A 24,539-nucleotide genomic window follows, 5' to 3' on the forward strand; every position below is an offset into this window, starting at 1 on the left:
ATGCGTACACCGATACGTGTCGCGGTGACCTTGTGCCTGGTGGCGGCGGCGATTTTTGCCGGCTTCCATTTGTGGCAGTACTACATGCTCACGCCTTGGACTCGGGATGCGCGGATCCGCGCCGACGTGGTGGTGATCGCGCCGGACGTCTCGGGTTGGGTGCGTGAGCTCAAGGCTTTTGATAACCAGCAGGTCAAGGCCGGCGATTTATTGCTGAGCATTGATCGCGACCGTTTCGAAGCGGCGCTGGAGAAAGCTCAAGCGGTGGTGCAGACCCGTCAGCAGCAACTCAATCTGCGTGAACATGAAGCCAGCCGCCGCGCTGCCCTCGGTCCGCAGGCCATCAGCGCCGAACTGCGCGAGAACGCGCAAATCAACGCCGGCATCGCCCGTGGCGAACTGCGCGAAGCCCAGGCCGAAGCCAAGGTTGCCGAACTCAACCTGGCCCGCAGCCAGGTCCATGCGCCGCGCAATGGCCACATCACCAACCTGCGTCTGGCTGAAGGCAACTACGTGAATGCCGGGCAATCGGTGATGGCGTTGATCGACGATTCGACTTTCTATGTGCAGGCGTATTTCGAAGAAACCAAACTGCCACGGATTCGCGTCGGCGATCCGGTGAAGGTCTGGTTGATGAGCGCGGGGGAGGCGTTGCAGGGGCATGTGGAAAGCATCAGTCGCGGGATTACCGATCGCAACACCACGCCGGATGGGCAGTTGCTGGCAGAGGTCGAGCCGACATTTAACTGGGTGAGGCTGGCGCAGCGGATTCCGGTGCGGATCAAGATTGATCAGTTGCCGGAAGGGATGAATCTGAGTTCGGGGATGACGGCGAGTGTGCAGGTGCAGGAACGGCCTTAAGATCAAAAGATCGCAGCCTCGTTTCACTCGACAGCTCCTACAGGTATACGCAAAACCCTGTAGGAGCTGTCGAGTGAAACGAGGCTGCGATCTTTTGAGGCAATCAGCCGATGCTGATTGCCGGCAGCTTGGGCAACGTCACCGTCTGCTGTTTACGCGGCGCCAGAATCTCTGCCTCGCCATCCACTACCAACTCATCACGCTGGTTAAACACGCGAGTGGCAATGCGCACACGAAACTTCGGCAGCTTCTCGAGAATCTCCAGACGCACGGTCAGCGTGTCGCCAATTTTCACCGGCTTCTGAAAACTCATTTGCTGACCGATATAAATAGTCCCTGGCCCAGGCAACTCGCAGGCAACGGCAGCGCTGATCAGCGCACCGCTGAACATGCCGTGAGCAATGCGCTCCTTGAACATGGTGCCGGCGGCGAATTCAGCGTCCAGGTGCACCGGGTTGTGGTCGCCGGACATCTCGGCGAACAACTGAATGTCGCGCTCTTGGACCGTCTTGCTGTAGCTGGCGGTCTGGCCGACTTCAAGGGCCTCGTAAGGGGTGTTGGTAACCTGGGTCATCTGTTTCAATTCCTGTCACGAATAAATAAATTCAGAAAAAACTATTCCGATCTGGGTGGCCGACGGTGGCTCAGCGCCTGGGCGATCCAGCTCAACACGTCATTGATCACTTCATCGCGGTTGCTCTCGTTGAACAGTTCATGCCGTGCCTGCGGGTAAATTGTCAGTTGCAGGCTCCGGCTGCCGGCCGCTTGCAGCGCATGGGCCAGATCTTTCAGACGCTTGCCTTCGCTCACCGGATCACATTCACCGCCAATCACCAACAACGGCAGGCCCGGATCAATCTGAGCGAGATTGGACGCTTTGCTGATTTGCTGCAACCCACCGAGCAAATCGATCCACAGCTGATTGGTGCAGCGAAAGCCGCAGAGCGGGTCGTTGGCGTACAGGTCGACCTCCGCCGGGTCGCGGCTGAGCCAGTCGAACCGGGTGCGTACCGGTTTGAATTTCTTGTTGAACGAACCGAACGACAGCCATTCGATCAGCGCGCTGCGACCCTTCGGGCCCTGGCGCAAGCGTTCTAGCCGCGCAATCTGCCGCGCCGCGCGATAGAGCGCCACAGGTTGGAAGTTCGACCCGCTGAGAACGGCCCCGTGCAGGCTGGCGCTGTGGTGCAGCAGATAGGCCTGGGCGATGTAGCTGCCCATGCTGTGACCGAGCAGCACAATCGGCACTCCCGGATGTTGTTGGCCGATGTGCTGATTGAGGCTCGCCAGGTCGCCGACCACCTTGCACCAACCGTCATCGTCGGCGAAATGGCCGAGTGTCCCGTTTTCGGCAGTTTTGCCATGTCCACGCAGGTCCGGCGCATACACACCGTAGCTCTGTTCACAGAGTTTTTCCGCCAGACGCGCGTAGCGGCCACTGTGTTCCGCCATGCCGTGGGCCAGCAGGATCACTGCTTTTAAAGGCGCAGCGGGCAGCCACTGGTTGACGAAGAGGCGGCTGCGGTCGCTCGCGGTCAGCCAGAAAGTGTCGTGGATCATGGCGGTTCCTTTGCATAGGGCTGCATGTGGCATGGGCGTCGTTGCATTGTATAGCGCATCCAAAGCGCGCCGTCTGATCAGGCCACGCCACGGCAGCAAGATTCACACGATCAATGTCGACCGTGCGCATATTTGCCTGATTCGCCATTGCTGCTAGTGTCCGTGGAGCCCCGCTTTTTCGCTCTTTGTTTTGAGGAAGGACAGAAAAGCGGCCCCGGATAGGTTCAGGTAAAGAGGACAAGAACAATGCAACCTGATTTCTGGAATGACAAACGCCCGGCCGGCGTGCCCCTGGACATCGATCAAGGGGCCTATAAGTCGGTGATCGAGGTGTTCGAGCGTTCCTGCAAGAAATTTGCTGACCGCCCGGCATTCAGCAACATGGGCGTAACCCTGACCTATGCCGAACTGGAACGCTACAGCGCAGCGTTCGCCGGTTACCTGCAAGCCCACACCGACCTGGTGCCGGGGGATCGCATTGCGGTGCAGATGCCCAACGTCCTGCATTACCCGATTGCCGTGTTCGGTGCCTTGCGCGCCGGGCTGATCGTGGTCAACACCAACCCGTTGTACACCGCGCGGGAGATGCGTCATCAATTCAAGGACTCCGGTGCCCGGGCGCTGGTCTACCTGAACATGTTCGGGGCCAAAGCCCAGGAAGTACTGCCCGACACCGACATCCAGTACCTGATCGAAGCGAAGATGGGCGACCTGATGCCCGCCGCCAAGGGCTGGCTGGTCAATACGATGGTGAGCAAGGTCAAGAAGATGGTCCCGGCGTACTCCTTGCCGCAGGCCATTTCCTTCAAAAGCGCGCTGCGCCTGGGCCGGGGCCTGGGCATCAAGCCGCTGAAGGTCGGGCTCGACGACATCGCTGTGCTGCAATACACCGGTGGCACCACCGGGCTGGCCAAGGGCGCGATGCTGACCCACGGCAACCTGGTGGCCAACATGCAGCAAGTGCGGGCGTGCCTGGAGCAGTTCGGCAATGACGGCCAGCCGCTGTTGCGCGAAGGGCAAGAGGTCATGGTCGCGCCGCTGCCGCTGTACCACATCTATGCGTTCACCGCGAATTGCATGTGCATGATGGTTTCGGGCAACCACAACGTGCTGATCACCAATCCGCGGGACATCGGCGGCTTCATCAAGGAACTGAAGAACTGGCGGTTCTCGGCGCTGCTGGGGCTTAACACCCTGTTCGTCGCGCTGATGGACCACCCGGATTTCAAGACCCTGGATTTCTCCAGCCTCAAACTCACCAACTCCGGCGGCACCGCGCTGGTCAAGGCTACGGCCGAGCGTTGGGAGAAGCTCACCGGTTGTCGCATCACCGAAGGTTACGGCCTGACCGAAACCTCGCCGGTGGCCTGCACCAACCCGTACGGCGACAAGTCGCGCCTCGGTACAGTCGGCCTGCCGGTGCCGGGCACCGCGCTGAAGGTCATCAACGATGAAGGTGTCGAACAGGCGCTGGGCGAGCGCGGCGAACTGTGCATCAAGGGCCCGCAGATCATGAAGGGCTACTGGCAGAAACCCGAAGCCACCGCCGAAGTGCTGGATGCCGAAGGCTGGTTCAAGTCCGGTGACATCGCGGTGATCGACCCGGACGGTTTTGTGCGCATCGTCGATCGCAAGAAAGACATGATCATCGTCTCGGGCTTCAACGTGTACCCGAACGAGATCGAAGACGTGGTCATGGCTCACCCGAAAGTCGCCAACTGTGCGGTGATCGGCGTGCCGGACGAGCGTTCGGGGGAGGCGGTGAAGCTGTTTGTGGTGGCCCGTGAAACAGGTGTCAGCCTTGAAGAGCTGAAGGCTTACTGCAAGGAAAACTTCACAGCGTACAAAGTGCCCAAGCACATCGTCTTGCGTGAGTCGTTGCCGATGACGCCGGTGGGGAAAATTCTTAGGCGGGAGTTGCGCGATATCGCGTAACCGGTCGTAGACCGAGGTGCTGCCAAAAGATCGCAGCCTTCGGTAGCTCCTACAGGGGATCGCATTCCTTTGTAGGCGCTGCCGAAGGCTGCGATCTTTTGCTTTTAAGCCCCGGATTCAGGGGCTTTCAGGGGGTGTATAGAATTTTTGCTCTAAAATGACTGCTTGATACTCTTGAGTCATTAAAGTGACTGTAGAGGCGGCTTTTGGCTCTAGTCGGCCTCTGGCAAAGCTGCTACTCTCGGCGCGCTTTGTGACTTCTCGGCCTAGTAAAAAAGCCAGACTCACCAACAAAGAAACACCAATAAAAACACACACACCAATAATAATCGCATCAAATGCGGTGATGAATTCGCGTTGCTGAGGAGTGGGCTTCCATGATCGAAGACTTTTGGAAGGATAAGTACCCTGCCGGGATTGCTGCCGACATCAATCCGGACGAGTATCCGAATATTCAGGCGGTGTTGAAGCAGTCCTGCCAACGCTTTGCCGACAAACCGGCGTTCAGCAACCTGGGCAAGACAATCACCTACGGTGAACTGTACGAATTGTCCGGTGCCTTTGCCGCGTACCTGCAACAGCATACCGACTTGAAGCCGGGCGATCGAATCGCTGTGCAGCTGCCCAACGTGTTGCAGTACCCGGTCGCCGTCTTCGGCGCCATCCGCGCCGGGCTGATCGTGGTCAACACCAACCCGCTGTACACCGCGCGGGAAATGGAACACCAATTCAACGACTCCGGTGCCAAAGCCCTGGTCTGCCTGGCCAACATGGCGCACCTGGCCCAGCTCGTCGTGCCGAAAACCGGCGTCAAGCACGTGATCGTGACCGAAGTGGCCGACCTGCTGCCACCGCTCAAGCGCCTGCTGGTCAACAGCGTCATTAAATACGTGAAGAAGATGGTCCCGGCGTATCACTTGCCCAAGGCCATCAAGTTCAACGACGTACTGAGCAAGGGCCACGGCCAGCCAGTCGCTGAAGCCAACCCGGCCAGCAGCGACGTTGCCGTGCTGCAATACACCGGCGGCACCACCGGCGTGGCCAAGGGCGCGATGCTGACCCACCGCAACCTGGTGGCTAACATGCTGCAGTGCAAGGCGCTGATGGGTTCCAACCTCAATGAAGGTTGCGAGATCCTGATCACGCCGCTGCCGCTGTACCACATCTATGCCTTCACCTTTCATTGCATGGCGATGATGCTGATCGGCAACCACAACATCCTGATCAGCAACCCGCGCGATTTGACGGCGATGGTCAAGGAACTGTCGAAGTGGAAATTCAGCGGTTTCGTCGGCCTCAACACGCTGTTCGTCGCCCTGTGCAACAACGAAGGCTTCCGCAAGCTGGACTTCTCGGCGCTGAAAGTCACCCTGTCCGGTGGCATGGCGCTGCAACTGGCCGCCGCCGAGCGCTGGAAAGCGGTCACCGGTTGCGCCATCTGCGAAGGTTACGGCATGACCGAAACCAGCCCGGTGGCCACCGTCAACCCGATCCAGAACATCCAGATCGGCACCATCGGGATTCCGGTTCCGTCGACCCTGTGCAAAGTTATCGACGATGCCGGCGTTGAACAGCCGTTAGGCGACATCGGCGAGCTGTGTGTGAAAGGTCCGCAAGTGATGAAGGGCTACTGGCAGCGTCAGGACGCCACCGATGAAATCCTCGACAGCGAAGGCTGGTTGAAGACCGGTGACATCGCGCTGATCCAGCCTGACGGTTACATGCGCATCGTCGATCGCAAGAAAGACATGATCCTGGTCTCCGGTTTCAACGTGTACCCGAATGAACTGGAAGACGTGCTCGCGACCCTGCCGGGCGTGCTGCAATGCGCAGCCATCGGCGTGCCGGACGAGAAGTCGGGCGAGGCGATCAAGATCTTCATCGTCGCCAAACCGGGCGTGACCCTGACCAAGGAACAGGTGATGGAGCACATGCGCGCCAACGTCACCGGCTACAAGGTTCCGCGCTCCGTGGAGTTCCGCGACGCGCTGCCGACCACCAACGTCGGCAAGATCCTGCGCCGCGAGTTGCGCGATGAAGAGCTGAAGAGGCTCGGCGTCAAAAAGGTCAGCGCGTAACAAACAAAAGCCCCGCAGATGCGGGGCTTTTTGTTGAAGATCAAAAGATCGCAGCCTTCGGCAGCTCCTACAGGGTGTACATCAATCCCATGTAGGAGCTGCCGAAGGCTGCGATCTTTTGCTTTTAAAGGCGGAACTGCGCGAAATTGACGTTGGTACCCGCCGGGCGCATGTCCTGGAGGTACGAGTCCTTGTCGGCGCTCAGTTCCAGGCTCAAGGCCGCTTTGCGTTTACCTTCGTTGCGCACCACCAGACCTTCGAGCTTCTCGCGCAGGAATACCGTCGGCACTTTCAGGTGCAGCAGTTCGTCGGTGTCCGGGGTGTGCATCAGCAGGTGAACCCACTCGTACTGACCAATGGCCAGCCGCGCGACCGGAATATCGAACCACCAGATATTACGGTTGCGGTTCAATTCGGTGAAATGGCAGTTGTTGACGCCAAGCACAGCACCGCCAAGTTCCTGGTTTCTGCGGGCAATGGCCTGCTTTTTATCGAGTTTCATAACATTCCTACGGGATTGGATCTTCAGCGCCATGGCCTGAATACGTTGCGCATTCTCAGGGGTTGGTCGGCAAACATAAAGCCCAACCTGCACTGAACGATGAAATGTCGCCGGGAAAATAAATGAAACTCCGCGCAAATGCCTCCGGTCAACCTTGTGTAACGACCTTTCCGTTCAATTGTTCACAGGAGAAACACCATGAGCAGCACTGGCGATAAAGTAAAAGGCATGGCCAACGAAGCCGCCGGCAACGTCAAGCAAGGCGTCGGCAAGGCTACCGGTAACGACAAGATGCGCGCCGAAGGCGTCGTTCAGGAAAAGAAAGGCGAAGCCCAGCAAGCGGTCGGCAAAGCCAAGGATGCTCTCAAAAAAGGCATCGACAAGGCGTGATCAGGCCTTTGATGAGCAACAGAAACGGCCATCCTCGGATGGCCGTTTTTGTGTCAGCCTGAACTTGCACAAGGAAATTGTTTCAAACTCGCCAAGTAGGCTACTTTGATGTAGAAAACGGCCCCTGAGTCGCCACGACTTCGACCAAATTTGCGGCGAAAGGAGACGCTAATGTTTTTCCCACACATGAAAGGTCAGCGCCTGCACCGTGTCATGGTGCGCACGATCACCGAGTTCGTCGACGACGAGATGTCGACCTATGCCTCGGCGCTGGCCTATCAAATGCTGTTCTCGCTGTTTCCCTTCATTCTGTTCCTGATCGCCCTGATCGGTTTCCTGCACCTCCCTGACTTCTTTTCCTGGCTGCGCCTGCAATCGGAACTGGTCCTGCCGCCCCAGGCGCTGGAGCAGGTGAACCCGGTCATCGACCAGCTCCAGCAATCCAAGGGTGGCTTGCTGTCGGTCGGTATCGTGATTGCCCTGTGGACCGCATCCGCGGGTGTGCGGTTGATGATGAGCGCGATGAACGCCGCCTACGACGTGGTTGAAGGTCGGCCGGCGTGGAAGCGCTTTCCGCTGTCGATCATCTACACCGTCGGCATCGCCGGCATGCTGTTGGTGGCTGCTGCGCTGATGGTGCTCGGGCCGCAGGTGATGGCCTGGATCGCCTCGCAAGTCGGCCTCGAAGACTTCATCGTGACGCTCTGGACCATCGTGCGTTGGCCGGTGGTCGTGATTCTGTTGATGATGGCGGTGGCGCTGATTTACTACGTCATGCCCGACGTCAAACAAGAGTTTCGCTTCATTACCCCCGGCTCGGTGCTGGCGGTGGTGGTTTGGATCATCGCGTCGCTGGGCTTCGGTCTGTACGTCAAGATGTTCGCCAACTACAACGCCATGTATGGGAGTATCGGCGCGATCATCGTGCTGTTGCTGTACTTCTACATTTCCGCCGCGGTGCTGTTGCTCGGCGCGGAGATGAATGCCGTGATCGAACACATGTCGACCGAGGGCAAAAATGATGGCGAAAAAGTCCCCGGCGAGCACAGCCACGAACCCAAACAACACGTGTCGGGACTGGGTCGGGACCACTCGATCAAGCCGACCACTGACGAAGTCATCAAATGATCCGTGAAATCCTGAAAATGGGCGACGAGCGCCTGCTGCGCATCGCCCCACCGGTACCGGCCGAAATGTTCGACAGCCCGGAGCTGTGGCAACTGATCGACGACATGTTCCAGACCATGGAAAGCGTCGGCGGGGTCGGCCTGGCCGCACCGCAGATCGGCGTTGATCTGCAACTGGTGATCTTCGGTTTCGAGCACAGCGAACGCTATCCGGACGCCGAAGCCGTACCGCAGACGATTCTGATCAACCCGCTGATCACACCGTTGAGCCCGACGCTGGAAGAGGGTTTCGAAGGCTGCCTGTCGGTGCCCGGCCTGCGCGGCGCGGTGGATCGCTATCAGCACATCCGCTACGAAGGTTTCGATCCCAAAGGGCAGCCGATTGTGCGCATCGCCTCGGGATTCCATGCGCGGGTGGTGCAGCATGAATGCGATCACCTGATCGGCCGCTTATACCCGTCGCGCATCAGTGACTTCAGCAAGTTCGGGTTTACCGACGTCATGTTCCCGGACCTCGATCCTGCTGCAGACGACTGATTCGAAAACACCTCAAACTACTGTGGGAGCGAGCTTGCTCGCGATGGCGGACTGTCATACAACATCAATGTTGACTACCAGGGCCTCATCGCGAGCAAGCTCGCTCCCACATTTTGATCTTCATAAGGCTTTAGAGCTCTATCTGGCCGGTTCCAAACCCCATGGCGATCATCGGTTTGCTGCGTGCATAACGGCTCAAGCGTTCGGCCATGGAGTAGGGCAGTGGCGGGTCGAAGGTAAAACCGCGACGTTCATAAAACCCGCGCAAGTCCGGATGACAAAACAGCCACACCGGGCCATCAAGCTCCTTCAGCGCCTCGGCGATCAGTGCCGCAGCGATGCCCTGTTCACGGCAGGCCGGATCGACAAACAAACCCGTCAGCCAATGCCCGTCCGCCACCGGTCGCAAACACAGCGCACCAATGATCTCCTCGCGCCTGGCCACCCAGAGTTGAGCGTCGCGGACGGCTTTCATCGACGATTGGTGAGCGCGATAAAACTTGTTCATCAAGGGCCACAAAGGCTCGGCGAGCAAGGTGTACTGGGTGTTGGGCATGGTCTTCGACTGTCGGTGCGCAAAGCGGGCGATTATAAAAGAACGCGCGCGCAGCGATAGGTGTATACCTGATCTCACATCCCGTATGAGTGGAGTAAGTATCATGGCCAAAGGCATGGATTCGAAAAAAGCGGCAAAGAAGAAACCGGCAAAAACCGCCGATGAAAAGCGTGCGGACAAGAAGGCCAAGAAGGTGGATGTGTTCGGTCATTGATCCCGCGACAAGGGAGCCCGGCCCTCGGGCTCCCGCTGCTTCTAACGAAATAACCAAGTAATCTGCAAGAAAACCCTGCGCCATTGCACAGAAGGGGACTGGTCCCCGATCTGAGCAACGCCATGCCCCATTACTTCGATACCGCCCACCGTGAAGAAATCGACACCCTGCGCCAACGCCTCACCGCTCGTACCGAGTGGCCGACCTGGTTGCTGCTGATCGGCGTGTACGCAGGTTGGTTCAGCATTGTTTTGGGGAGCCATCGGCTGGGGCTCTGGTGGAGCACGGTGTTGCTGATTCCATTGGTGGTGCTCTGGTTGTCGGTGCAGCACGAACTGCTGCACGGTCATCCCACCCGCTGGGCATGGCTGAACAAGGTCCTCGGCTACGCGCCGTTCGCCGTCTGGTATCCCTACACCCTGTATCGCGACAGCCATTTGCTGCATCACCGCGATGAAGACTTGACCCTTCCGGGTCGCGATCCGGAAAGCCGTTACCTGAGCGCCGAGCAGTGGCAGGGCAGTTCACTGTTTGAACAGGGTCTGCACTGGCTGAACAAAACCGTGCTCGGACGCTTCGCCCTCGGTGCACCGCTGGCCTTGCTGGCGCTGGCCCGGGAAGAGCTGCAACGTCTGAATGCAGGTGAGCGGCAGGCCTGGTTGATGTGGTTGAGCCACGGTACGTTGACCCTGCTGATGTTGCTGTTTATCGCCCGCTACAGCGTGCTGCCGGTGTGGCATTACCTGTTGCTGATCAGCGTGCCGGCGCTATCGATTGCAATGATTCGCTCCTACTATGAACACCGTCCCCACGCCGAGCCCGAGCAAAGGACGGTCCTCAATGAAGCCGCCTGGCCGTGGCGCTGGCTGTTCCTCAACCTCAATCTGCATTTGGTGCATCACGACTTGCCGGGGCTGCCTTGGTACGACTTGCCCCGCGCCTATCACGCGCGTCGTGAGCAGTGGCTGGCGCGCAGCGGCGGGTTTCTGGTGCAGGGTTATGGTCAGTTGTGGCGTGAGTACGGGGTGAAGGCCATCGACAGCCCTCGGCATCCGTTTCACTGATTTTCATGATCGACACCTAACCCCTGTGGGAGCGAGCTTGCTCGCGATAGCTTTGGATCAGTCACCAGGTGTGTTGGATGTGAAATAGCTATCGCGAGCAAGCTCGCTCCCACAGGGTGCGTTGTTGCATGGGAACATTTTGATGACACAACACTTTGCTGAACTACTGATGTACGTCGCCCCCGAGCCGATCCGCGCGGCGAACGAGCGCTGGCTCTCGAGCATCCTCGATCATCTGGGCCATGCCCGTTTGAGTGCCGAAGGCCTGTCGCTGCCCGAACTCTGGCTCTCGCCGGATCTGCTGCTGACCCAAACCTGCGGCTACCCGCTGATGACCGCGTTGCGCGGTCGGGTCCGGGTCATCGGTCGTCCTCGTTATGAACTGCCGGACGCCAACGGCGGCAACCATTGCAGCCTGTTGCTGAGTCGCGCCGATGATCCACGGCGCAGCTTGCCGGCCTTTCGCGACAGCCGTGGGGTGATCAATGGCGAAGACTCGAACAGCGGCATGAACCTGTTGCGTCACCGGCTGGCGCCGCTGCATCGAGACGGTCAGTTCTTCGCCAGCGTCGGTATCAGCGGCAGCCACCGCGAAAGCTTGCGCTGGTTGCGTGAAGAGAGGGCGGACCTGGCGGCCATCGACAGCGTCACCTTCGCCTATCTGGCGCGGCACGCCGAAGAAGAAGTGGCCGGCCTGCGGGTCATTGCGCGAAGTGCGTTCAGTCCGACCTTGCCGTATATCACCGTCGCGACCGTCACTGATGAACAGGCCGAGGAGTTACGGCAGGTGATGAACACGACGTTGCAGGCGTTGCCCGAAGTCAGGGAAATACTTGGTCTGCGAGAGGTATTGCCGGCCAGCGAAAGCGACTATCAGATTGTGCTCGACTATCAGCTAGAGGCTGAGGCGTTGGGGTTTGGACGATTACGGTAGGCAGAATCAAAAGATCGCAGCCTCGTTTTACTCGACAGCTCCTACAAGGATATCGGCGTGCACCTGTAGGAGCTGTCGAGTGAAACGAGGCTGCGATCTTTTGATGTTTAATTCTCCAATGGAATATAAAAATGCTTTTTAAGTATTATTAATGAATAAGGCTCCTTGCTAGGATCGCGTCACCGGATCACCGGACATTCAGCGACCCCTAACCCTTGGAGCCTCTATGTCCGGCACCGACCTTTCCCATCGCAACGACGTGGGCGGCTTGTTCCACGCGCATTACCCCTGGCTATGCGCACGGTTGCGCCGACATCTGGGCGCCAGTTCCAGCGTCGAAGACATCGCAGCCGAAACCTTTCTACAACTGCTTGAATCGCCGGGGCTGACCCCGATCCGCGAGCCTCGCGCCTTGCTCACCACCATTGCCCAGCGGCTGATTTATCAGCTCTGGCGCCGCCGTGATCTGGAACGCCAACACCTCGATCAGTGGCAACACCTCGATCAGCAGCAAGCGATCTCGCCCGAAGAACGGGTGCAACTGACCCAGGCGTTGCATGGACTCGACCGCACGCTTAAGCGCTTGCCGGGCAAGGTGCGGGCAACGTTCCTGTTGTCGCGAATCGACGGTCTGACCTACCCGCAAATCGCTGCCGAACTGGGCATTTCCCAACGTTCGGTCAGCGTTTACATGACGCGTACTCAAGCCCTGTGCGCCCGGCACAGCGCCAACCAATCCTTGAATTCCCTGACCCGGAGGTCCGCATGAGATCGATCAAAACCCTGCTCGGCAGTTCGCTGCTGGCCCTGAGCCTTGTGGCTACCCACGTTCCCGCAGCGGAAAAAACCGCGCCGATCCACTTCGGTGACATCACTTGGGAAAGCGGCAGCCTGATCACCGAAATCCTGCGATTGATTGTCGAGAAAGGTTACGGCTACCCGACCGATACCCTGCCGGGCAGCACCGTCAGCCTCGAAGCGGCACTGGCCAAGAACGATATTCAAGTGATCGGCGAAGAGTGGGCCGGGCGCAGTCCTGCGTGGGTCAAAGCCGCCTCGGAAGGCAAAGTGTTTGGGCTGGGTGACACGGTCAAAGGCGCCACCGAAGGCTGGTGGGTGCCGGAATACGTGATCAAGGGCGATCCCGAACGCGGCATCAAACCCCTGGCCCCGGAGCTGAAATCCGTCGCCGACCTGGTGCGTTACAAAGATGTGTTCCGCGACCCGGAAGACCCGAGCCGAGGACGCTTCCTCAACAGCCCGACCGGCTGGACCTCGGAGATCGTCAACAGTCAAAAACTCAAGGCCTATGACCTGACCGCCAGCTTCGTCAACTTCCGCACGGGATCTGGCGCTGCACTGGATGCCGAGGTGGCTTCGTCGATCCGTCGTGGCAAACCGGTGCTGTTCTACTACTGGTCACCGACGCCGCTGTTGGGGCGTTTCAAACTGGTGAAGCTCGATGAGCCGGCCTTCGACGCCGACGCCTGGAAGACCCTGGCCGACGCCAACAACCCGAATCCAAAAGGCACGCGTTCGATGCCCGCGAACCTGGCAATCGGCGTGTCCGCGCCGTTCAAGGCGCAGTACCCGGACCTGGTGGCATTCTTCGAAAAGGTCGACCTGCCGATTGATCTTTTGAACCAGACGCTCGGCCAGATGAGCGAAAAACGCCTGCAACCGCGTCAGGTGGCCGAAGCGTTTTTGCGTGATCAGCCGCAGATCTGGAAGGGCTGGGTGCCCGGTGAAGTGGCCACCAAAGTGAGTGCGAGTTTGTAGTTTTTTCCTGATGTTTTTGCGGTGCATGAGCTACCGTATTCGTCGGAACGCCGCCCGGAGCCGGCTCGCTCCCACAAGGGGATCTCTGTCGATCACAACTTCGTGATCACCCGAAATCACCTGTGGGAGCGAGCCTGCTCGCGATGGTCTTGAGGCCTACACCTACTCAGCGGCCAATGCAGCCTTTACGGCGGGCCGCTGATCAACCCGCATCTGAAACCGCACCAACGCCGGCCACTGATCCAGATCAATCGCAAACAACGGCGCCCAGCGCAACACCGTAAACAAATACGCATCGGCAATGCTGAACCCGTCAGCCATCAAATAATCCTGGCGCTCCAGCGTCTGACACAACACCGCGAACCGCTTGAACAGTTTCTCCTTGATCAGCGCTTTGACCTCATCCGGGAATTGCGAACTGAACAGCCAACCCAACCCGCCATGAATCTCCGTCGAAACGAAATTCAGCCACTCCTGCAACCGTACCCGCTCGAACGTCCCGCTCAAGGGTGCCAGGTTCGCATCGGGTCGCAGGTCTGCCAGGTATTGCAGGATCGCCGGGCCTTCGGTCAGTACTTGGCCGTTGTCCAGTTGCAGTGCCGCGACGTAGCCCTTTGGGTTGATGGCGAGGAAGTCGTCGCCGTTGGCGGTTCGCTTGGTGGTGTTGTCGACGCGGATCAATTCGAACGGCAGATCGAGTTCGCGCAGGACAATATGCGGCGCCAGCGAGCAGGCGTGCGGGGCGTAATACAACTTCATCGGCGGGGCTCTGGTTGGGGATTTGCGCCAGTGTCATAGTGTGCGGCACCCTCGGTAAAATTAATCTTTCAGAAAGCCGCCATAAGGAAAGCTACTGTCATGATGAATCTGATGCACTGGCGAATGGTGGTGGCGGTGGCTGACACGGGCAACATTACCCGGGCTGCCGAGCGGGTCGGCATGACGCAGTCCGGTGCCAGCCAGGCCTTGGCGTTGATCGAGGAAACCCTGGGCGTTCAACTGTTCAGTCGAGAGAATCGCCAGACCTTGCCGACGGCAATCGGCCTGTCTGTGATTGAACACGCGAGAACCATGCTTGGTGCTCTGGACACCATTCGCAGCACTGTCGATTCCACCAAAGACATTCAGCGCGGGACGATTCGCCTGGCCAGTTTCCCCATGGTGTTGGCGACTTTCCTGCCGCCGCTGCTGCGTCAGTTCAACCGGCTTTATCCCGGCATTCAGGTGGTCGCGCTGGAGGTCAGCGACGATGAGGTGGAAACGCTGCTCGGCGCCGGATTGGTGGATGTCGGCGTAGTGTTGAACCCGGCGCCGGAGCGCAATGCCGGTCGCCTGGGACGTGATGCCTGGATGGCGGTGGTGCCCGGCGGCCATCCCTTGGCTCGCCGTTCCAATGAAGAAGGCGTCTCCCTGGCTGAGTTGGCGGAACAACCTTTTGTAGTGGCCACGGGCGGTTGCTCGACCAACGCTCGTAGCCTGGCGGAGGATGCCGGACTGCAACTGCTTGATGTGCGGGTCGAGGTTCGTGAATGGAGCAGTGCGTTCACCCTGGTGCGGGAAAACATCGGCGTGACGCTGGTGCCGGAGATGACACTGCCGAGCCAACTTCAGGGGCTGCGTGTGGTGCCGGTCAAACCGCGTATCGATCGAGAGTTTGCTTTGGTGGCCGCTGCGAATAAGCAACCTTCGGCGGCGGTGCAGGCGTTGATGGGCATGCTCGCTGAGAAATGACGCATATCGAAGCTGAACCGATTTTGTCCTCAATACTGGCCGACTAGTGGCCTTGCTTACCTTTCTCGCCTGTCTATGCTGACTCGTAACTAACTATGTCGGCCGCCAAGAGCAGGCCGTCCTACACGTTAGAAGTGTGCGCAACCCAAGGCACCGACACTGAACAACACGGAGCTGTCCGGTCAATGGAATGTCTTATCAGAACGTTAGGGCTGGCCCGATTCCGGGCTATCAAGAGAAGGATGTCTTGATGAGAGCGTTGCAGCATGGACTCTCCGATTAAACATCATTGATCACCTGACCAAGTCCTTCCTGTGGAGGGATGCGTGTGCCTGTTGAAAGACCAACGAACTTTCATCAAACAAAAGACCCCGCTGAAGGTGATACGACTATGTTTAACCGACATCGCAAGTCTGACTTGCTGGAAATCGAACGATTCAGTTGCGCGCTGACCGAGGCTAACGCGAAGTTGGCAGCGGTCAGCCGCTCGATGGCGATGATTGAGTTCACCCCCGAAGGGATCGTGCTCGATGCCAACGACAACTTTTGCAGTGCCATGGGTTACAGCGTCGAAGAAGTGCGCGGTAAGCATCACCGGATATTCTGCGAAGAAGCGTTTCATCGAAGCGAGGCCTACGCCAAGTTGTGGCGTGACCTGGCCCGTGGCGAACCGGTGAGCGGGACCTTTTTACGCTTGAACAGGAGCGGCAAGGAGATCTGGCTCGAAGCCAGCTATATGCCGGTGTTCGGCGCTGATCGTCAGGTCCGGAGTGTGATCAAAGTCGCCACCGACATCTCAGCCAGGACCTACAAAGAACACGAAAACGAGAGCATGCTCGTGGCGATCGGTCGTTCCATGGCCGTGGTCGAATTCACCCCGGATGGCAACGTCATCACGGCCAACGACAACTTCTTGAAGACGATGCATTACTCGCTCAACGAAGTGGTTGGCCAGCACCACAGCCTGTTTTGTCATCGTGCCGAAGCCGAATCTCAGGCCTACAAAGCGTTCTGGACCTCGCTCAATCGCGGCGAATATCACTCGCAACGTTTCGAGCGCAAAGATAAGCACGGTCATACGGTTTTCCTGGAGGCTTCCTACAACCCGCTGTTCGACACTAAGGGGCGGTTGTACAAAGTGGTCAAGTTCGCCAGCGACATCACCGATCAAGTGACCACTCTGCAAACCGCCGCGGAGTCGGCCCACAGCACCTCGGTTCAAAACGACGCTTGTGCGAAGAAAGGTTCTCAGGTGGTGCAGCAAACGGTGCAGACCATCCAGGACATTTCCAAAGACTTGAACCAAGCGGCGCAGAGCATTGATGCTGTCAGCAAACAGTCAGACATCATCGGCACCATCGTTCAGACCATTCGCGGAATTGCCGATCAGACCAACCTGCTGGCGCTCAACGCCGCGATCGAAGCGGCCCGGGCCGGGGAACACGGGCGGGGGTTCGCGGTAGTCGCCGATGAAGTTCGCAGCCTTGCGGCACGAACGAGCCAGGCAACGGTGGAGATCGTTGAAGTGGTGCGCAAGAACCACGATTTGTCATTGAGTGCGGTGTCGAGCATGCAGTCCAGTTTGAGTCGAACCGGGCTTGGGGTGGAACTGGCGAATGAGGCGGGAGCGGTGATTCTGGAGATTCAACAAGGGTCGCGGCATGTGGTGGATGCAATCAGTCAGTTCAACTCGACCTTGCAGATAAGTTGATAGCGGCACATTGAAAAGGGTCCCTCGAAGGGACCCTCTTTTATTGATTGCAGGTTCGCTCGCGCCAAGGAACAACCCGAGAAACGTCGCCGAGGCGAAGGCGGCCTGATCGGAGGGTTTATGGCGCAATCGGGATATCGAACGTCTGAAACGCATCATCCACCGGCCGGTAACCCAACACCCGCATGGTTTCGCTGAGGTCCAGACGCTTGAAGCGGTTGTTGGAAATGCCGTGGGCGATCAGGTGTTGCACGCCTTCGACCTCCACCGAACGTTGCAGCAACTGCACCGCATCGCGCGGGCTCAGCCAGGCGCTCAGGTCTCGGGCATTGGTCAGTTCATGACGGTCGGGGAATTCGAAAGCGCCGATCCGTATCGCGATAGTCAAGAGGTTGCGTTTGGCAGCATAGAACGCACACAACGCTTCGCCATAACACTTGCTGACGCCATACAGATTGGCCGGCATGACCTGCATGCCCGGGGTGATCTGCCGGTCCACCGGATAGCCTTCGATGGTTTGCGCACTGCTGGCGAACACCAGTCGTTTGCAGCCAGCCGTTGCCGCAGCTTCGAACAGGTAAGTGGTGGCCAGAATGTTATTGGGCAGCAGCTCATTGAAAGTGGCAGTGGCGTGAGGAATGCCGGCCAGGTGCACGATGACGTCGATCCCTTTCAATACTTCGCCCATGGCCGCGGGGCTGGACAGGTCCAGGCTGACGAAACGGTGAGGCGCATCGACCACAAAGTCGGGCTCGACGCGATCCGTCAGGACGAAGGTGTAGCGGTCTTTTGAGGCTTCGAAAAAAGTTTTGCCGATTCTGCCGCAGGCACCGGTCAGCAGTACGTTGAGTCCGTTCATGAGTCTCTCTTTTCAGGGTAGGGGCGTTGCGGGTTTGGCGTTATGGCAGGCCGTTGCAGCCATGTTTCAGAAATCCCGGGCGTTGTGCCAACCGTTGGAAATACTCATCGATGGCGGGGTAGTCGGGACGCTCCATCGGTGTCATCAGCCAGCGGTTGATCGACAGCCCGATGACGATGTCCGCCAGCGTGAAGTGTGGCCCGGCGACATACGCTTTGGTGGCCGCGAGCTGATGTTCGAGGATACCCATTTTCTGATTCCAGCCGTGTACACCGGCGGCAATGTGATGCGGGTCCTGGAACTCCGGATCTTTGCGTACTAATGCCGTGAACGCATAGCTCCAGGAGGCATTGAGTTCAGTCGCTTGCCAATCCATCCACTGTTCCACCCGAGCGCGGGCCGCGGGATCGTGGGGTAGCAGATCGGTGTTGTGGTGTTTGCCGGCCAGATAGCGGCAGATGGTGTTGGACTCCCACAGCACACCGGCCTCATCGATGATCACCGGCACCAGTGCGTTGGGATTGAGCCTGAGAAACTCCGGCGTGTGAGTCGACGCATAACCGCCGCCCCAGTCTTCACGTTCGTAGGCAACACCCAGTTCCTCACAGGTCCACAGGACTTTTCTGACGTTGATGGACGAGGCTTTACCCAGAATCTTCAGTGCATGTTCCATTGAGCTACTCCGTTAGCGATTCGACGCTTCAGGAATCTAACAGACATTCAGCGTATTCAAACCGGATCCGGCAGCGCCGAAGTTGGCAAACCAAACGTGCGATCAAACAGCCAGTTGAAGGCGAAGGTGTAGCACGGGATGAAAATGATCAGCGCCGCGTCCAGCAGGACGGCTTGCGCCAGACTGATGTTCATCCACCAGGCGATCAACGGGATGAGGAACACTATCAAGGTTAGTTGAAAACCCACGGCATGGGCGATGCGCCGTTTAACGGTGCGGGCTCGCGAAGGCTGACGACTTTCCCAGCGCTCGAACAGTGTGGTGTAGATGAAGTTCCAGGTCACCGCGATGGTGGTGATGATCACTGCCAACGGGCGAGGAGCGTTGATGCTCGGACAGGGGTGACTTTTGTTCGATGCACGGACATGGTTCAAGCCTCGGAAGGGGTTTGCTTGTAGTTGTAGCCGATCGGGTGAGGCAGGTTGCGAGCCTTGGCCAGTTCGATCTGCTTTTGCCGGTCGATGGCACTGCGACGGGTCTTCTCGCTCAGTTTTCTATCAAGGGAGTGACGGCGAGTGAACAAGGGAATGCTCAAGTGGGGCTATGTGGCAGGTTTGTTGGCGCCGATCTGGTTGCTGGTCGGTGTAGTGATTGCCGGCAGCTTGTATCCCGGATATAGCCATCTCAATCAGGCGATGAGTGAGTTGGGTGCCATCGGGGCACCGACTCACGCCCTGTCGCCACAGATCAACAACTTCCCGTTGGGTGTGTTGTTTATCGTCTTCGGTCTGGCCGCGTTCGCGACTTTCCATACCTCGAAACTCGCTCGACTGAGCGCCGTGCTGATTGTGCTGCACGGTGTTGCCAGTTTCGGCACCGGGTATTTTTCCTGCGATATCGGCTGTGCCCTGGCGAATCCCTCCGACAGTCAGAAGTTGCATAACCTTTCGGGTCTGGCGATGTTTCTGACGCTGCTGATCGCCAACGCGCTATGGATCTATCTGGCGTCGCGAATATTGGGCTTGAAGTGGTTCGCCTGGTTTTCCCTGGTGTGCACGCTTGGGGCGTTATCGGTGCTGCCATTGATGGGCCAGGCCGTTGAGGCGGGGCAGGGGTTCGGTTTGTATCAGCGGATCAACTACGGGGTGTCAATCCTTTGGGTGGGCGTGTTTGCCGGGGTGATGATAAGCCGACGCGCTTAGTCACCGATCGTTCCCACGCAGAGTGAACTGACCCCCAAAAGCTGGACACAACCTTTGGGGGGCAGTTCAGAGCGTGGGAACGATCAACCAGTGTCAGGTGCTCTCGCGCACCTTCAACTCAAACCCCATGTCCTGCACCGGTTTGGTGACCGTGTTGCCAGCCATCAACGTCAACATCTGCTCCGCCGCACGCCGGCCGATGGCTTCTCGCGGGGTGCTGATGCTGCTCAGGCGCGGCACCATGTGCGCCGAGGCCGGCAGGTCGTTGAAACCGAGGATCGCCACTTGTTCGGGGATCTTGATCCCGCAGCGCATGGCTTCGAGCAGTGCGCCCTGGGCCAGATCGTCGTTGCCGAAGAAGATCGCATCGACATCGGGATGACTGGCGAGCAGTTGCAAGAACAGTTCGCCACCGAGGCCGACGGAGGAAGAGCGAGGGGTCAGCACTTCCAGATCCGGGTCATACAAACCGGCCTTTTGCAGGGCTTTGCGGAACCCTTCGCCGCGCAGCAATGTGCGTTGATCGAGTTGCGCGCCAATGTAGGCCAGGCGCTTACGACCGCGCGACAGCAAATGCCCGGCCGCTGTCTCGCCAGCCGCGAGTTGCGAAAAGCCCACGCAATTCAGGCCGGCGGCGCTGTCCAGTTCCATCATGTACACGCACGGAATGTTGCTCGCCTCGATCATCCGTCGCGAACTTTCGGTGCGGTCGAAACCGGTCAGCAGCAAACCGCGAGGCTGATACGCCATGTAGTTGCGCAGCAGGTTTTCTTCTTCATCTCGTGAGTAATGGAAGTTCCCGATCAGCACCTCGAAGCCTTTTGGGCGCAAAACCTGATGAATGGCTTCCAGCGTGTCGATGAACAATAAGTTGGACAGCGACGGCACCAAAACCACCACCGAATGGCTCTGGGCCGAGGCTAACGCGCGGGCGGCGGGGTTGACCACGTAGTTGAGGTCGAGGGCAGCTTTCTGGACTTTTTCCACCAGTTCGGTGGCCACCGTGCTGACCCCGCGCAGGGCGCGAGAGGCGGTGATCGGGCTGACACCGGCCAGGCGTGCGACTTCGTTCAAAGTGGGGCGGCCAGTGGTGCGCGTATTTTTATCGTTTTTAGGGGAGATCATCGGACGGCTTGCCAAACAAAATTCGAGGCACTAAGGTAGCGCTGTCTCGACGCAGCTGCAAATGCGTGAGCGGGGTTTGCCTGATCCCCGCTTTTTGGCGTTGGGAACGAACATGCTGCAACCCACAAAAATGACAAGAAGGCGTCGGCAACTTCTACCTTTGTTCTAGTGTCATAACCGGCAAAGGTAGCGCTGTCTGCGCGCTGAGGTGTTACATGAATCATCCCATCACCGCCCTGGTCATCATGGGCGTTGCCGGTTGCGGCAAGACTTGCGTCAGCGAGGCCTTGTGCCAACTCAGCGGCGCGACCGCCATTGAAGGCGACACTTTCCACCCTGCTGCCAATATCGAAAAGATGAGCGCGGGGATCCCCCTGAACGACGACGACCGTGCCGGCTGGCTCGACAGCCTGTGCGATGAATTGCGCCGCATCGACGCCAAGGGCGAACGCCCGGTGCTGACCTGCTCGGCCCTCAAACACATTTACCGTGAACGTCTGCGCAGCGCCTTGCCGGGCCTGGGCTTCGTGTTCCTTGAACTGACCCCTGAAGTCGCCGCTGATCGTGTCTCCCATCGGCCGGGCCACTTCATGCCGTCAACATTGATCGACAGCCAGTTCGCCACCCTTGAATCGCCCGTTGGCGAGCCCCTGACCCTGGCTCTGGACGCTTCGGCTCACAGCGTCGACCAATTGGCGAAGCAAGCTCATGACTGGTGGCAGGCTCATGGCCTGAAACACGCCGTATGAGTTTTGCCAGAAGAGATAGCGCTGTCCTGTTGGCGTGCGAATTACCCGCTTTAATAACAACAACAACCAGGAGACACCCCTAATGTTTGGCATGTCCCACGAGACGTTCCTGCTGCTCGATGCAGTGGTCACGGTGATCGGGCTTATCGTCCTGATCACCAAGTTCAAGTTGCACCCGTTCATTGCCCTGATCATCGCCGCCGCTTTTCTCGGGCTGACCTCCGGCATGCCGATCGGCACCATCATCAAGGCGTTCCAGGACGGCTTCGGTGGGGTGCTGGGTTTCGTCGGGATCATCCTCGCGCTGGGCACCATGCTCGGCAAAATGATGGCCGAGTCGGGCGGGGCGGATCAGATTGCCCAAACCCTGATTCGAGCGTTCGGCAAGGACAAGGTGCAGTGGGCGATGATGTTCGCGGCCTTCCTGGTCGGCATTCCGCTGTTCTTCGAAATCGGCTTCGTGCTGTTGATCCCGCTGGTGTTCATCGTCGCCCGGCGTACCGGTGTGTCGATCATCAAGATCGGTATCCCGCTGCTGGCCGGTCTGTCCGCCGTGCACGGTCTGGTTCCACCGCACCCGGGCCCGTTGCTGGCCATCGGCGTGTTCGGTGCCGACATCGGTAAAACCATTCTCTACGGCCTGATCGTTGCGCTGCCGACGGCCATCATCGCCGGCCCGATCTACGGCACGTTCATTGCCAAGTACATCCCGGGTCATCCTAACCAGGAACTGGTCGATCAACTGGCGCGCGAGCCAGAGGCGGCTGAACTGCCGAGCTTCAGCATCACCCTGATCACCGTGCTGTTGCCGGTGTTCCTGATGTTGCTCAAGACCTTTGCCGACGTGGTCCTGCCAGACGGCAATTTCTTCCGCACCTTCATGGACCTGATCGGTCACCCGATCTCGGCGCTGCTGCTGGCGTTGCTGCTGTCGCTGTACACCTTCGGCCACCGTCAGGGCATGGGCTCGAACAAGATCCTCAAGTTGCTCGACGCAAGCCTTGCGCCGACCGCCGCGATCATTCTGATCATCGGTGCCGGTGGTGGCTTCAAGCAGATGCTGGTGACCAGCGGCGTGGGTGATGTAATCGGCCACATGGCGGTGAACGCACAGATCTCGCCGATCCTGTTGGCTTGGCTGGTAGCAGCGGTGATCCGTATCGCCACCGGTTCGGCAACCGTGGCCACCATTACCGGCGCGGGCATTGTGGTGCCGGTGGTGGGGATGATTCCAGGTGTGAACCGTGAGCTGCTGGTGTTGGCCACCGGTGCCGGTTCGTTGATCCTGTCTCACGTCAACGATGCGGGTTTCTGGCTGGTGAAGCAGTACTTCAACATGACTGTGGCGGAAACCTTCAAGACCTGGACCGCGATGGAAACCATCCTGTCCGTGGTGGGCCTGGGCTTCATCCTGCTGTTGTCGCTGTTCGTCTAAGCACACTGCAGACACAAAAAAACCGCAGCAATGCGGTTTTTTGTGGGTGATGATTTCATGACTCAACACATCACCCTTGTAGGAGTGAGCCTGCTCGCGATAGCGGTGGGGCCAGTTCACACTTCAATTGGAGGTGATGGCCTCATCGCGAGCAGGCTCACTCCTACAGGTTATGTGTTAACCGTTAGTTTTCGGTACCAGCCCATCCGCCCGGAACATCCCGCGAATCCCGCGTATGGCCTGACGAATCCGGTCCTGGTTTTCGATCAGCGCAAAGCGCACGTGATCATCCCCATACTCACCAAACCCTACGCCCGGTGAAACACAAACCTTGGCCTCGGCCAGCAGTTTCTTGGCAAACTCAAGCGAACCCAAGTGCGCATAAGCCTCGGGAATCTTCGCCCAGACGTACATCGACGCTTTCGGATTTTCGACCATCCAGCCCAGTTCATGCAGGCCTTTGACCAGCACGTTGCGACGCTGACGATACTGCTCGGCGATGTCCTTGACGCACTGCTGATCGCCTTCCAGCGCCGCAATCGCCGCGACCTGCAGCGGGGTGAACGTGCCGTAGTCGTGATAACTCTTGATCCGCGCCAGGGCATTGACCAGTTCGGCGTTGCCGACCATGAAACCGATGCGCCAACCCGCCATGTTGTAGCTCTTGGACAGGGTGAAGAACTCCACCGCGATGTCCTTGGCGCCCGGCACTTGCATGATCGACGGGGCTTTCCAGCCGTCGTAGACGATGTCGGCGTAAGCCAGGTCGTGCACCACCAAAACGTCGTACTGCTTGGCGAGGGCGATCACTCGCTCGAAGAAGTCCAGCTCCACGCATTGAGCAGTGGGATTCGACGGGAAGCCGAGGATCATCATTTTCGGTTTCGGAATCGAGCCGCGAATGGCGCTTTCCAGTTCGGCGAAGAAGTCCACGCCCGGAATCAACGGCACCGAACGCACCTGAGCGCCGGCAATTACCGCGCCGTAGATATGAATCGGGTAGCTCGGGTTCGGCACCAGAACGGTATCGCCCTGGTCGAGGGTGGCCAGCATCAAATGCGCCAGGCCTTCCTTGGAACCGATGGTGACGATGGCTTCGCTTTCCGGGTCGATGTCGACCTCGTAGCGATCCTTGTACCAATTGGAAATCGCCCGGCGCAGACGCGGAATGCCCTTGGATGTCGAATAACCGTGAGTGTCTTCGCGCTGGGCGACGGTCACCAGTTTTTCGACGATGTGCGGCGGAGTAGGGCCATCAGGGTTGCCCATGCTGAAGTCGATGATGTCTTCGCCACGACGACGGGCGGCCATCTTCAGCTCGGCAGTGATGTTGAATACGTAAGGGGGGAGTCGATCTATGCGCGCAAAGCGGCGCGGCGAACCTGGGTTGGCCATTGTTGCCTCGGATAACGTGAGCGCCCGGAACCGTCCGAGCGACGCTGGCCACTGCGGTGGCCTGTGGCGGAATGTAAGGGCTGATGTGGCAAACTGTCCAGCGACTATGTAAACAAATTTGT

23 protein-coding genes and 4 pseudogenes are annotated in these 24,539 nt (G+C 58.7%); 16 read left to right on the forward strand and 11 right to left on the reverse strand.

Annotation, left to right across the window (positions count from 1 at the left end; all coding sequences use genetic code 11):
• Positions 1-861: an efflux RND transporter periplasmic adaptor subunit gene (locus VD17_RS25090; RefSeq protein ID WP_046056162.1), complete on the forward strand. Its 861-nt coding sequence runs from the start codon at positions 1-3 to the stop codon at positions 859-861.
• A 103-nt stretch (positions 862-964) separates the two neighbouring features.
• Here the strand turns inward: VD17_RS25090 and VD17_RS25095 are convergent, their stop codons facing one another.
• Positions 965-1,435, reverse strand: coding sequence for a MaoC family dehydratase (locus tag VD17_RS25095; RefSeq protein WP_046056163.1), 471 nt, complete (start codon positions 1,433-1,435; stop codon positions 965-967).
• A gap of 41 nt (positions 1,436-1,476) precedes the next feature.
• On the reverse strand, positions 1,477-2,421 hold the full coding sequence (locus VD17_RS25100) for an alpha/beta hydrolase (protein WP_046056164.1): 945 nt from the start codon (positions 2,419-2,421) through the stop codon (positions 1,477-1,479).
• 246 nt (positions 2,422-2,667) lie between these two features.
• Here VD17_RS25100 and fadD2 point away from each other — a divergent pair, with 246 nt between their 5' ends.
• On the forward strand, positions 2,668-4,356 hold the full coding sequence (gene fadD2 / locus VD17_RS25105) for a long-chain-fatty-acid--CoA ligase FadD2 (RefSeq protein ID WP_046056165.1): 1,689 nt from the start codon (positions 2,668-2,670) through the stop codon (positions 4,354-4,356).
• A 377-nt stretch (positions 4,357-4,733) separates the two neighbouring features.
• The gene (gene fadD1 / locus VD17_RS25110) at positions 4,734-6,434 is read left to right on the forward strand and encodes a long-chain-fatty-acid--CoA ligase FadD1 (RefSeq protein WP_046056166.1); all 1,701 of its coding nucleotides are present in this window, start codon (positions 4,734-4,736) and stop codon (positions 6,432-6,434) included.
• 124 nt (positions 6,435-6,558) lie between these two features.
• Here fadD1 and VD17_RS25115 read toward each other — a convergent pair whose 3' ends face one another.
• On the reverse strand, positions 6,559-6,936 hold the full coding sequence (locus VD17_RS25115) for a hypothetical protein (protein ID WP_033056806.1): 378 nt from the start codon (positions 6,934-6,936) through the stop codon (positions 6,559-6,561).
• Between the two features lie 198 nt (positions 6,937-7,134).
• On the opposite strand from VD17_RS25115, the gene VD17_RS25120 reads away from it, so the two are divergent.
• From VD17_RS25120 to def, 3 genes are all read left to right on the forward strand, one after another.
• Complete coding sequence (locus tag VD17_RS25120) at positions 7,135-7,326, forward strand: CsbD family protein (RefSeq protein WP_046056167.1); 192 nt, start codon at positions 7,135-7,137, stop codon at positions 7,324-7,326.
• Between the two features lie 171 nt (positions 7,327-7,497).
• On the forward strand, positions 7,498-8,454 hold the full coding sequence (locus VD17_RS25125) for a YihY/virulence factor BrkB family protein (protein ID WP_046056168.1): 957 nt from the start codon (positions 7,498-7,500) through the stop codon (positions 8,452-8,454).
• Entirely contained in the window at positions 8,451-8,990 is a 540-nt protein-coding gene (def, locus tag VD17_RS25130) for a peptide deformylase (RefSeq protein WP_046056169.1), read from the forward strand. Before VD17_RS25125 ends, def begins: the two co-directional genes overlap by 4 nt.
• Positions 8,991-9,120: 130 nt before the next feature.
• Here the strand turns inward: def and VD17_RS25135 are convergent, their stop codons facing one another.
• Positions 9,121-9,546, reverse strand: a complete 426-nt coding sequence (locus VD17_RS25135; RefSeq protein WP_046056170.1) for a GNAT family N-acetyltransferase — start codon at positions 9,544-9,546, stop codon at positions 9,121-9,123.
• Positions 9,547-9,882: 336 nt separating this feature from the next.
• Between VD17_RS25135 and VD17_RS25140 the strand changes: the two genes are divergently transcribed.
• The 4 genes from VD17_RS25140 (at position 9,883) to VD17_RS25155 (ending at position 13,537) form a co-directional block, all read left to right on the forward strand.
• Complete coding sequence (locus VD17_RS25140; protein ID WP_046056171.1) at positions 9,883-10,824, forward strand: fatty acid desaturase; 942 nt, start codon at positions 9,883-9,885, stop codon at positions 10,822-10,824.
• Positions 10,825-10,966: 142 nt separating this feature from the next.
• On the forward strand, positions 10,967-11,758 hold the full coding sequence (locus tag VD17_RS25145) for a phosphate/phosphite/phosphonate ABC transporter substrate-binding protein (protein WP_046056172.1): 792 nt from the start codon (positions 10,967-10,969) through the stop codon (positions 11,756-11,758).
• Positions 11,759-11,984: 226 nt separating this feature from the next.
• Positions 11,985-12,527 (forward strand): sigma-70 family RNA polymerase sigma factor, encoded by a 543-nt coding sequence (locus tag VD17_RS25150; RefSeq protein ID WP_046056173.1) that lies wholly within the window; start codon positions 11,985-11,987, stop codon positions 12,525-12,527.
• On the forward strand, positions 12,524-13,537 hold the full coding sequence (locus tag VD17_RS25155; RefSeq protein ID WP_046056174.1) for an ABC transporter substrate-binding protein: 1,014 nt from the start codon (positions 12,524-12,526) through the stop codon (positions 13,535-13,537). The genes VD17_RS25150 and VD17_RS25155 overlap by 4 nt, the downstream gene beginning before the upstream one ends.
• A gap of 162 nt (positions 13,538-13,699) precedes the next feature.
• Here VD17_RS25155 and gstA read toward each other — a convergent pair whose 3' ends face one another.
• A complete protein-coding gene (gene gstA / locus VD17_RS25160; protein WP_046056175.1) occupies positions 13,700-14,296 on the reverse strand; it encodes a glutathione transferase GstA in 597 nt (198 codons plus the stop codon).
• 99 nt (positions 14,297-14,395) lie between these two features.
• Between gstA and VD17_RS25165 the strand changes: the two genes are divergently transcribed.
• The 3 genes and pseudogenes from VD17_RS25165 to VD17_RS33205 all read left to right on the forward strand — a co-directional run.
• A complete protein-coding gene (locus VD17_RS25165; RefSeq protein WP_046056176.1) occupies positions 14,396-15,268 on the forward strand; it encodes a LysR family transcriptional regulator in 873 nt (290 codons plus the stop codon).
• Positions 15,269-15,764: 496 nt separating this feature from the next.
• Positions 15,765-16,436, forward strand: a pseudogene (locus VD17_RS33200) (PAS domain-containing protein); the annotation flags it as partial.
• Between the two features lie 117 nt (positions 16,437-16,553).
• A pseudogene (locus VD17_RS33205) lies at positions 16,554-16,979 on the forward strand (methyl-accepting chemotaxis protein); the annotation flags it as partial.
• Positions 16,980-17,097: 118 nt separating this feature from the next.
• Here VD17_RS33205 and VD17_RS25175 read toward each other — a convergent pair.
• From VD17_RS25175 to VD17_RS32315, 4 genes and pseudogenes are all read right to left on the reverse strand, one after another.
• On the reverse strand, positions 17,098-17,838 hold the full coding sequence (locus VD17_RS25175; protein ID WP_046056178.1) for an NAD-dependent epimerase/dehydratase family protein: 741 nt from the start codon (positions 17,836-17,838) through the stop codon (positions 17,098-17,100).
• A 40-nt stretch (positions 17,839-17,878) separates the two neighbouring features.
• Complete coding sequence (locus VD17_RS25180) at positions 17,879-18,511, reverse strand: glutathione S-transferase family protein (protein ID WP_046056179.1); 633 nt, start codon at positions 18,509-18,511, stop codon at positions 17,879-17,881.
• A gap of 56 nt (positions 18,512-18,567) precedes the next feature.
• A pseudogene (locus tag VD17_RS25185) lies at positions 18,568-18,885 on the reverse strand (PACE efflux transporter); the annotation flags it as partial.
• 56 nt (positions 18,886-18,941) lie between these two features.
• Positions 18,942-19,064 (reverse strand): annotated as a pseudogene (locus tag VD17_RS32315) (rhodanese-related sulfurtransferase); the annotation flags it as partial.
• Between the two features lie 34 nt (positions 19,065-19,098).
• On the opposite strand from VD17_RS32315, the gene VD17_RS25190 reads away from it, so the two are divergent.
• On the forward strand, positions 19,099-19,713 hold the full coding sequence (locus VD17_RS25190; RefSeq protein WP_046056181.1) for a DUF998 domain-containing protein: 615 nt from the start codon (positions 19,099-19,101) through the stop codon (positions 19,711-19,713).
• A 93-nt stretch (positions 19,714-19,806) separates the two neighbouring features.
• Here the strand turns inward: VD17_RS25190 and VD17_RS25195 are convergent, their stop codons facing one another.
• Positions 19,807-20,838: a LacI family DNA-binding transcriptional regulator gene (locus VD17_RS25195; protein ID WP_046056182.1), complete on the reverse strand. Its 1,032-nt coding sequence runs from the start codon at positions 20,836-20,838 to the stop codon at positions 19,807-19,809.
• Positions 20,839-21,053: 215 nt separating this feature from the next.
• Between VD17_RS25195 and VD17_RS25200 the strand changes: the two genes are divergently transcribed.
• Both VD17_RS25200 and VD17_RS25205 read left to right on the forward strand, forming a co-directional pair.
• On the forward strand, positions 21,054-21,587 hold the full coding sequence (locus VD17_RS25200; RefSeq protein WP_046056183.1) for a gluconokinase: 534 nt from the start codon (positions 21,054-21,056) through the stop codon (positions 21,585-21,587).
• 82 nt (positions 21,588-21,669) lie between these two features.
• Positions 21,670-23,022 (forward strand): GntP family permease, encoded by a 1,353-nt coding sequence (locus tag VD17_RS25205; protein ID WP_046056184.1) that lies wholly within the window; start codon positions 21,670-21,672, stop codon positions 23,020-23,022.
• A 177-nt stretch (positions 23,023-23,199) separates the two neighbouring features.
• On the opposite strand, the gene alaC is transcribed toward VD17_RS25205, so the two are convergent.
• Complete coding sequence (alaC, locus tag VD17_RS25210; protein WP_046056185.1) at positions 23,200-24,417, reverse strand: alanine transaminase; 1,218 nt, start codon at positions 24,415-24,417, stop codon at positions 23,200-23,202.
• Between the last annotated feature and the right edge of the window lie 122 nt (positions 24,418-24,539).

This window comes from Pseudomonas fluorescens (genome assembly GCF_000968015.1).
GTDB classification, from domain to species: domain Bacteria; phylum Pseudomonadota; class Gammaproteobacteria; order Pseudomonadales; family Pseudomonadaceae; genus Aquipseudomonas; species Aquipseudomonas fluorescens_W.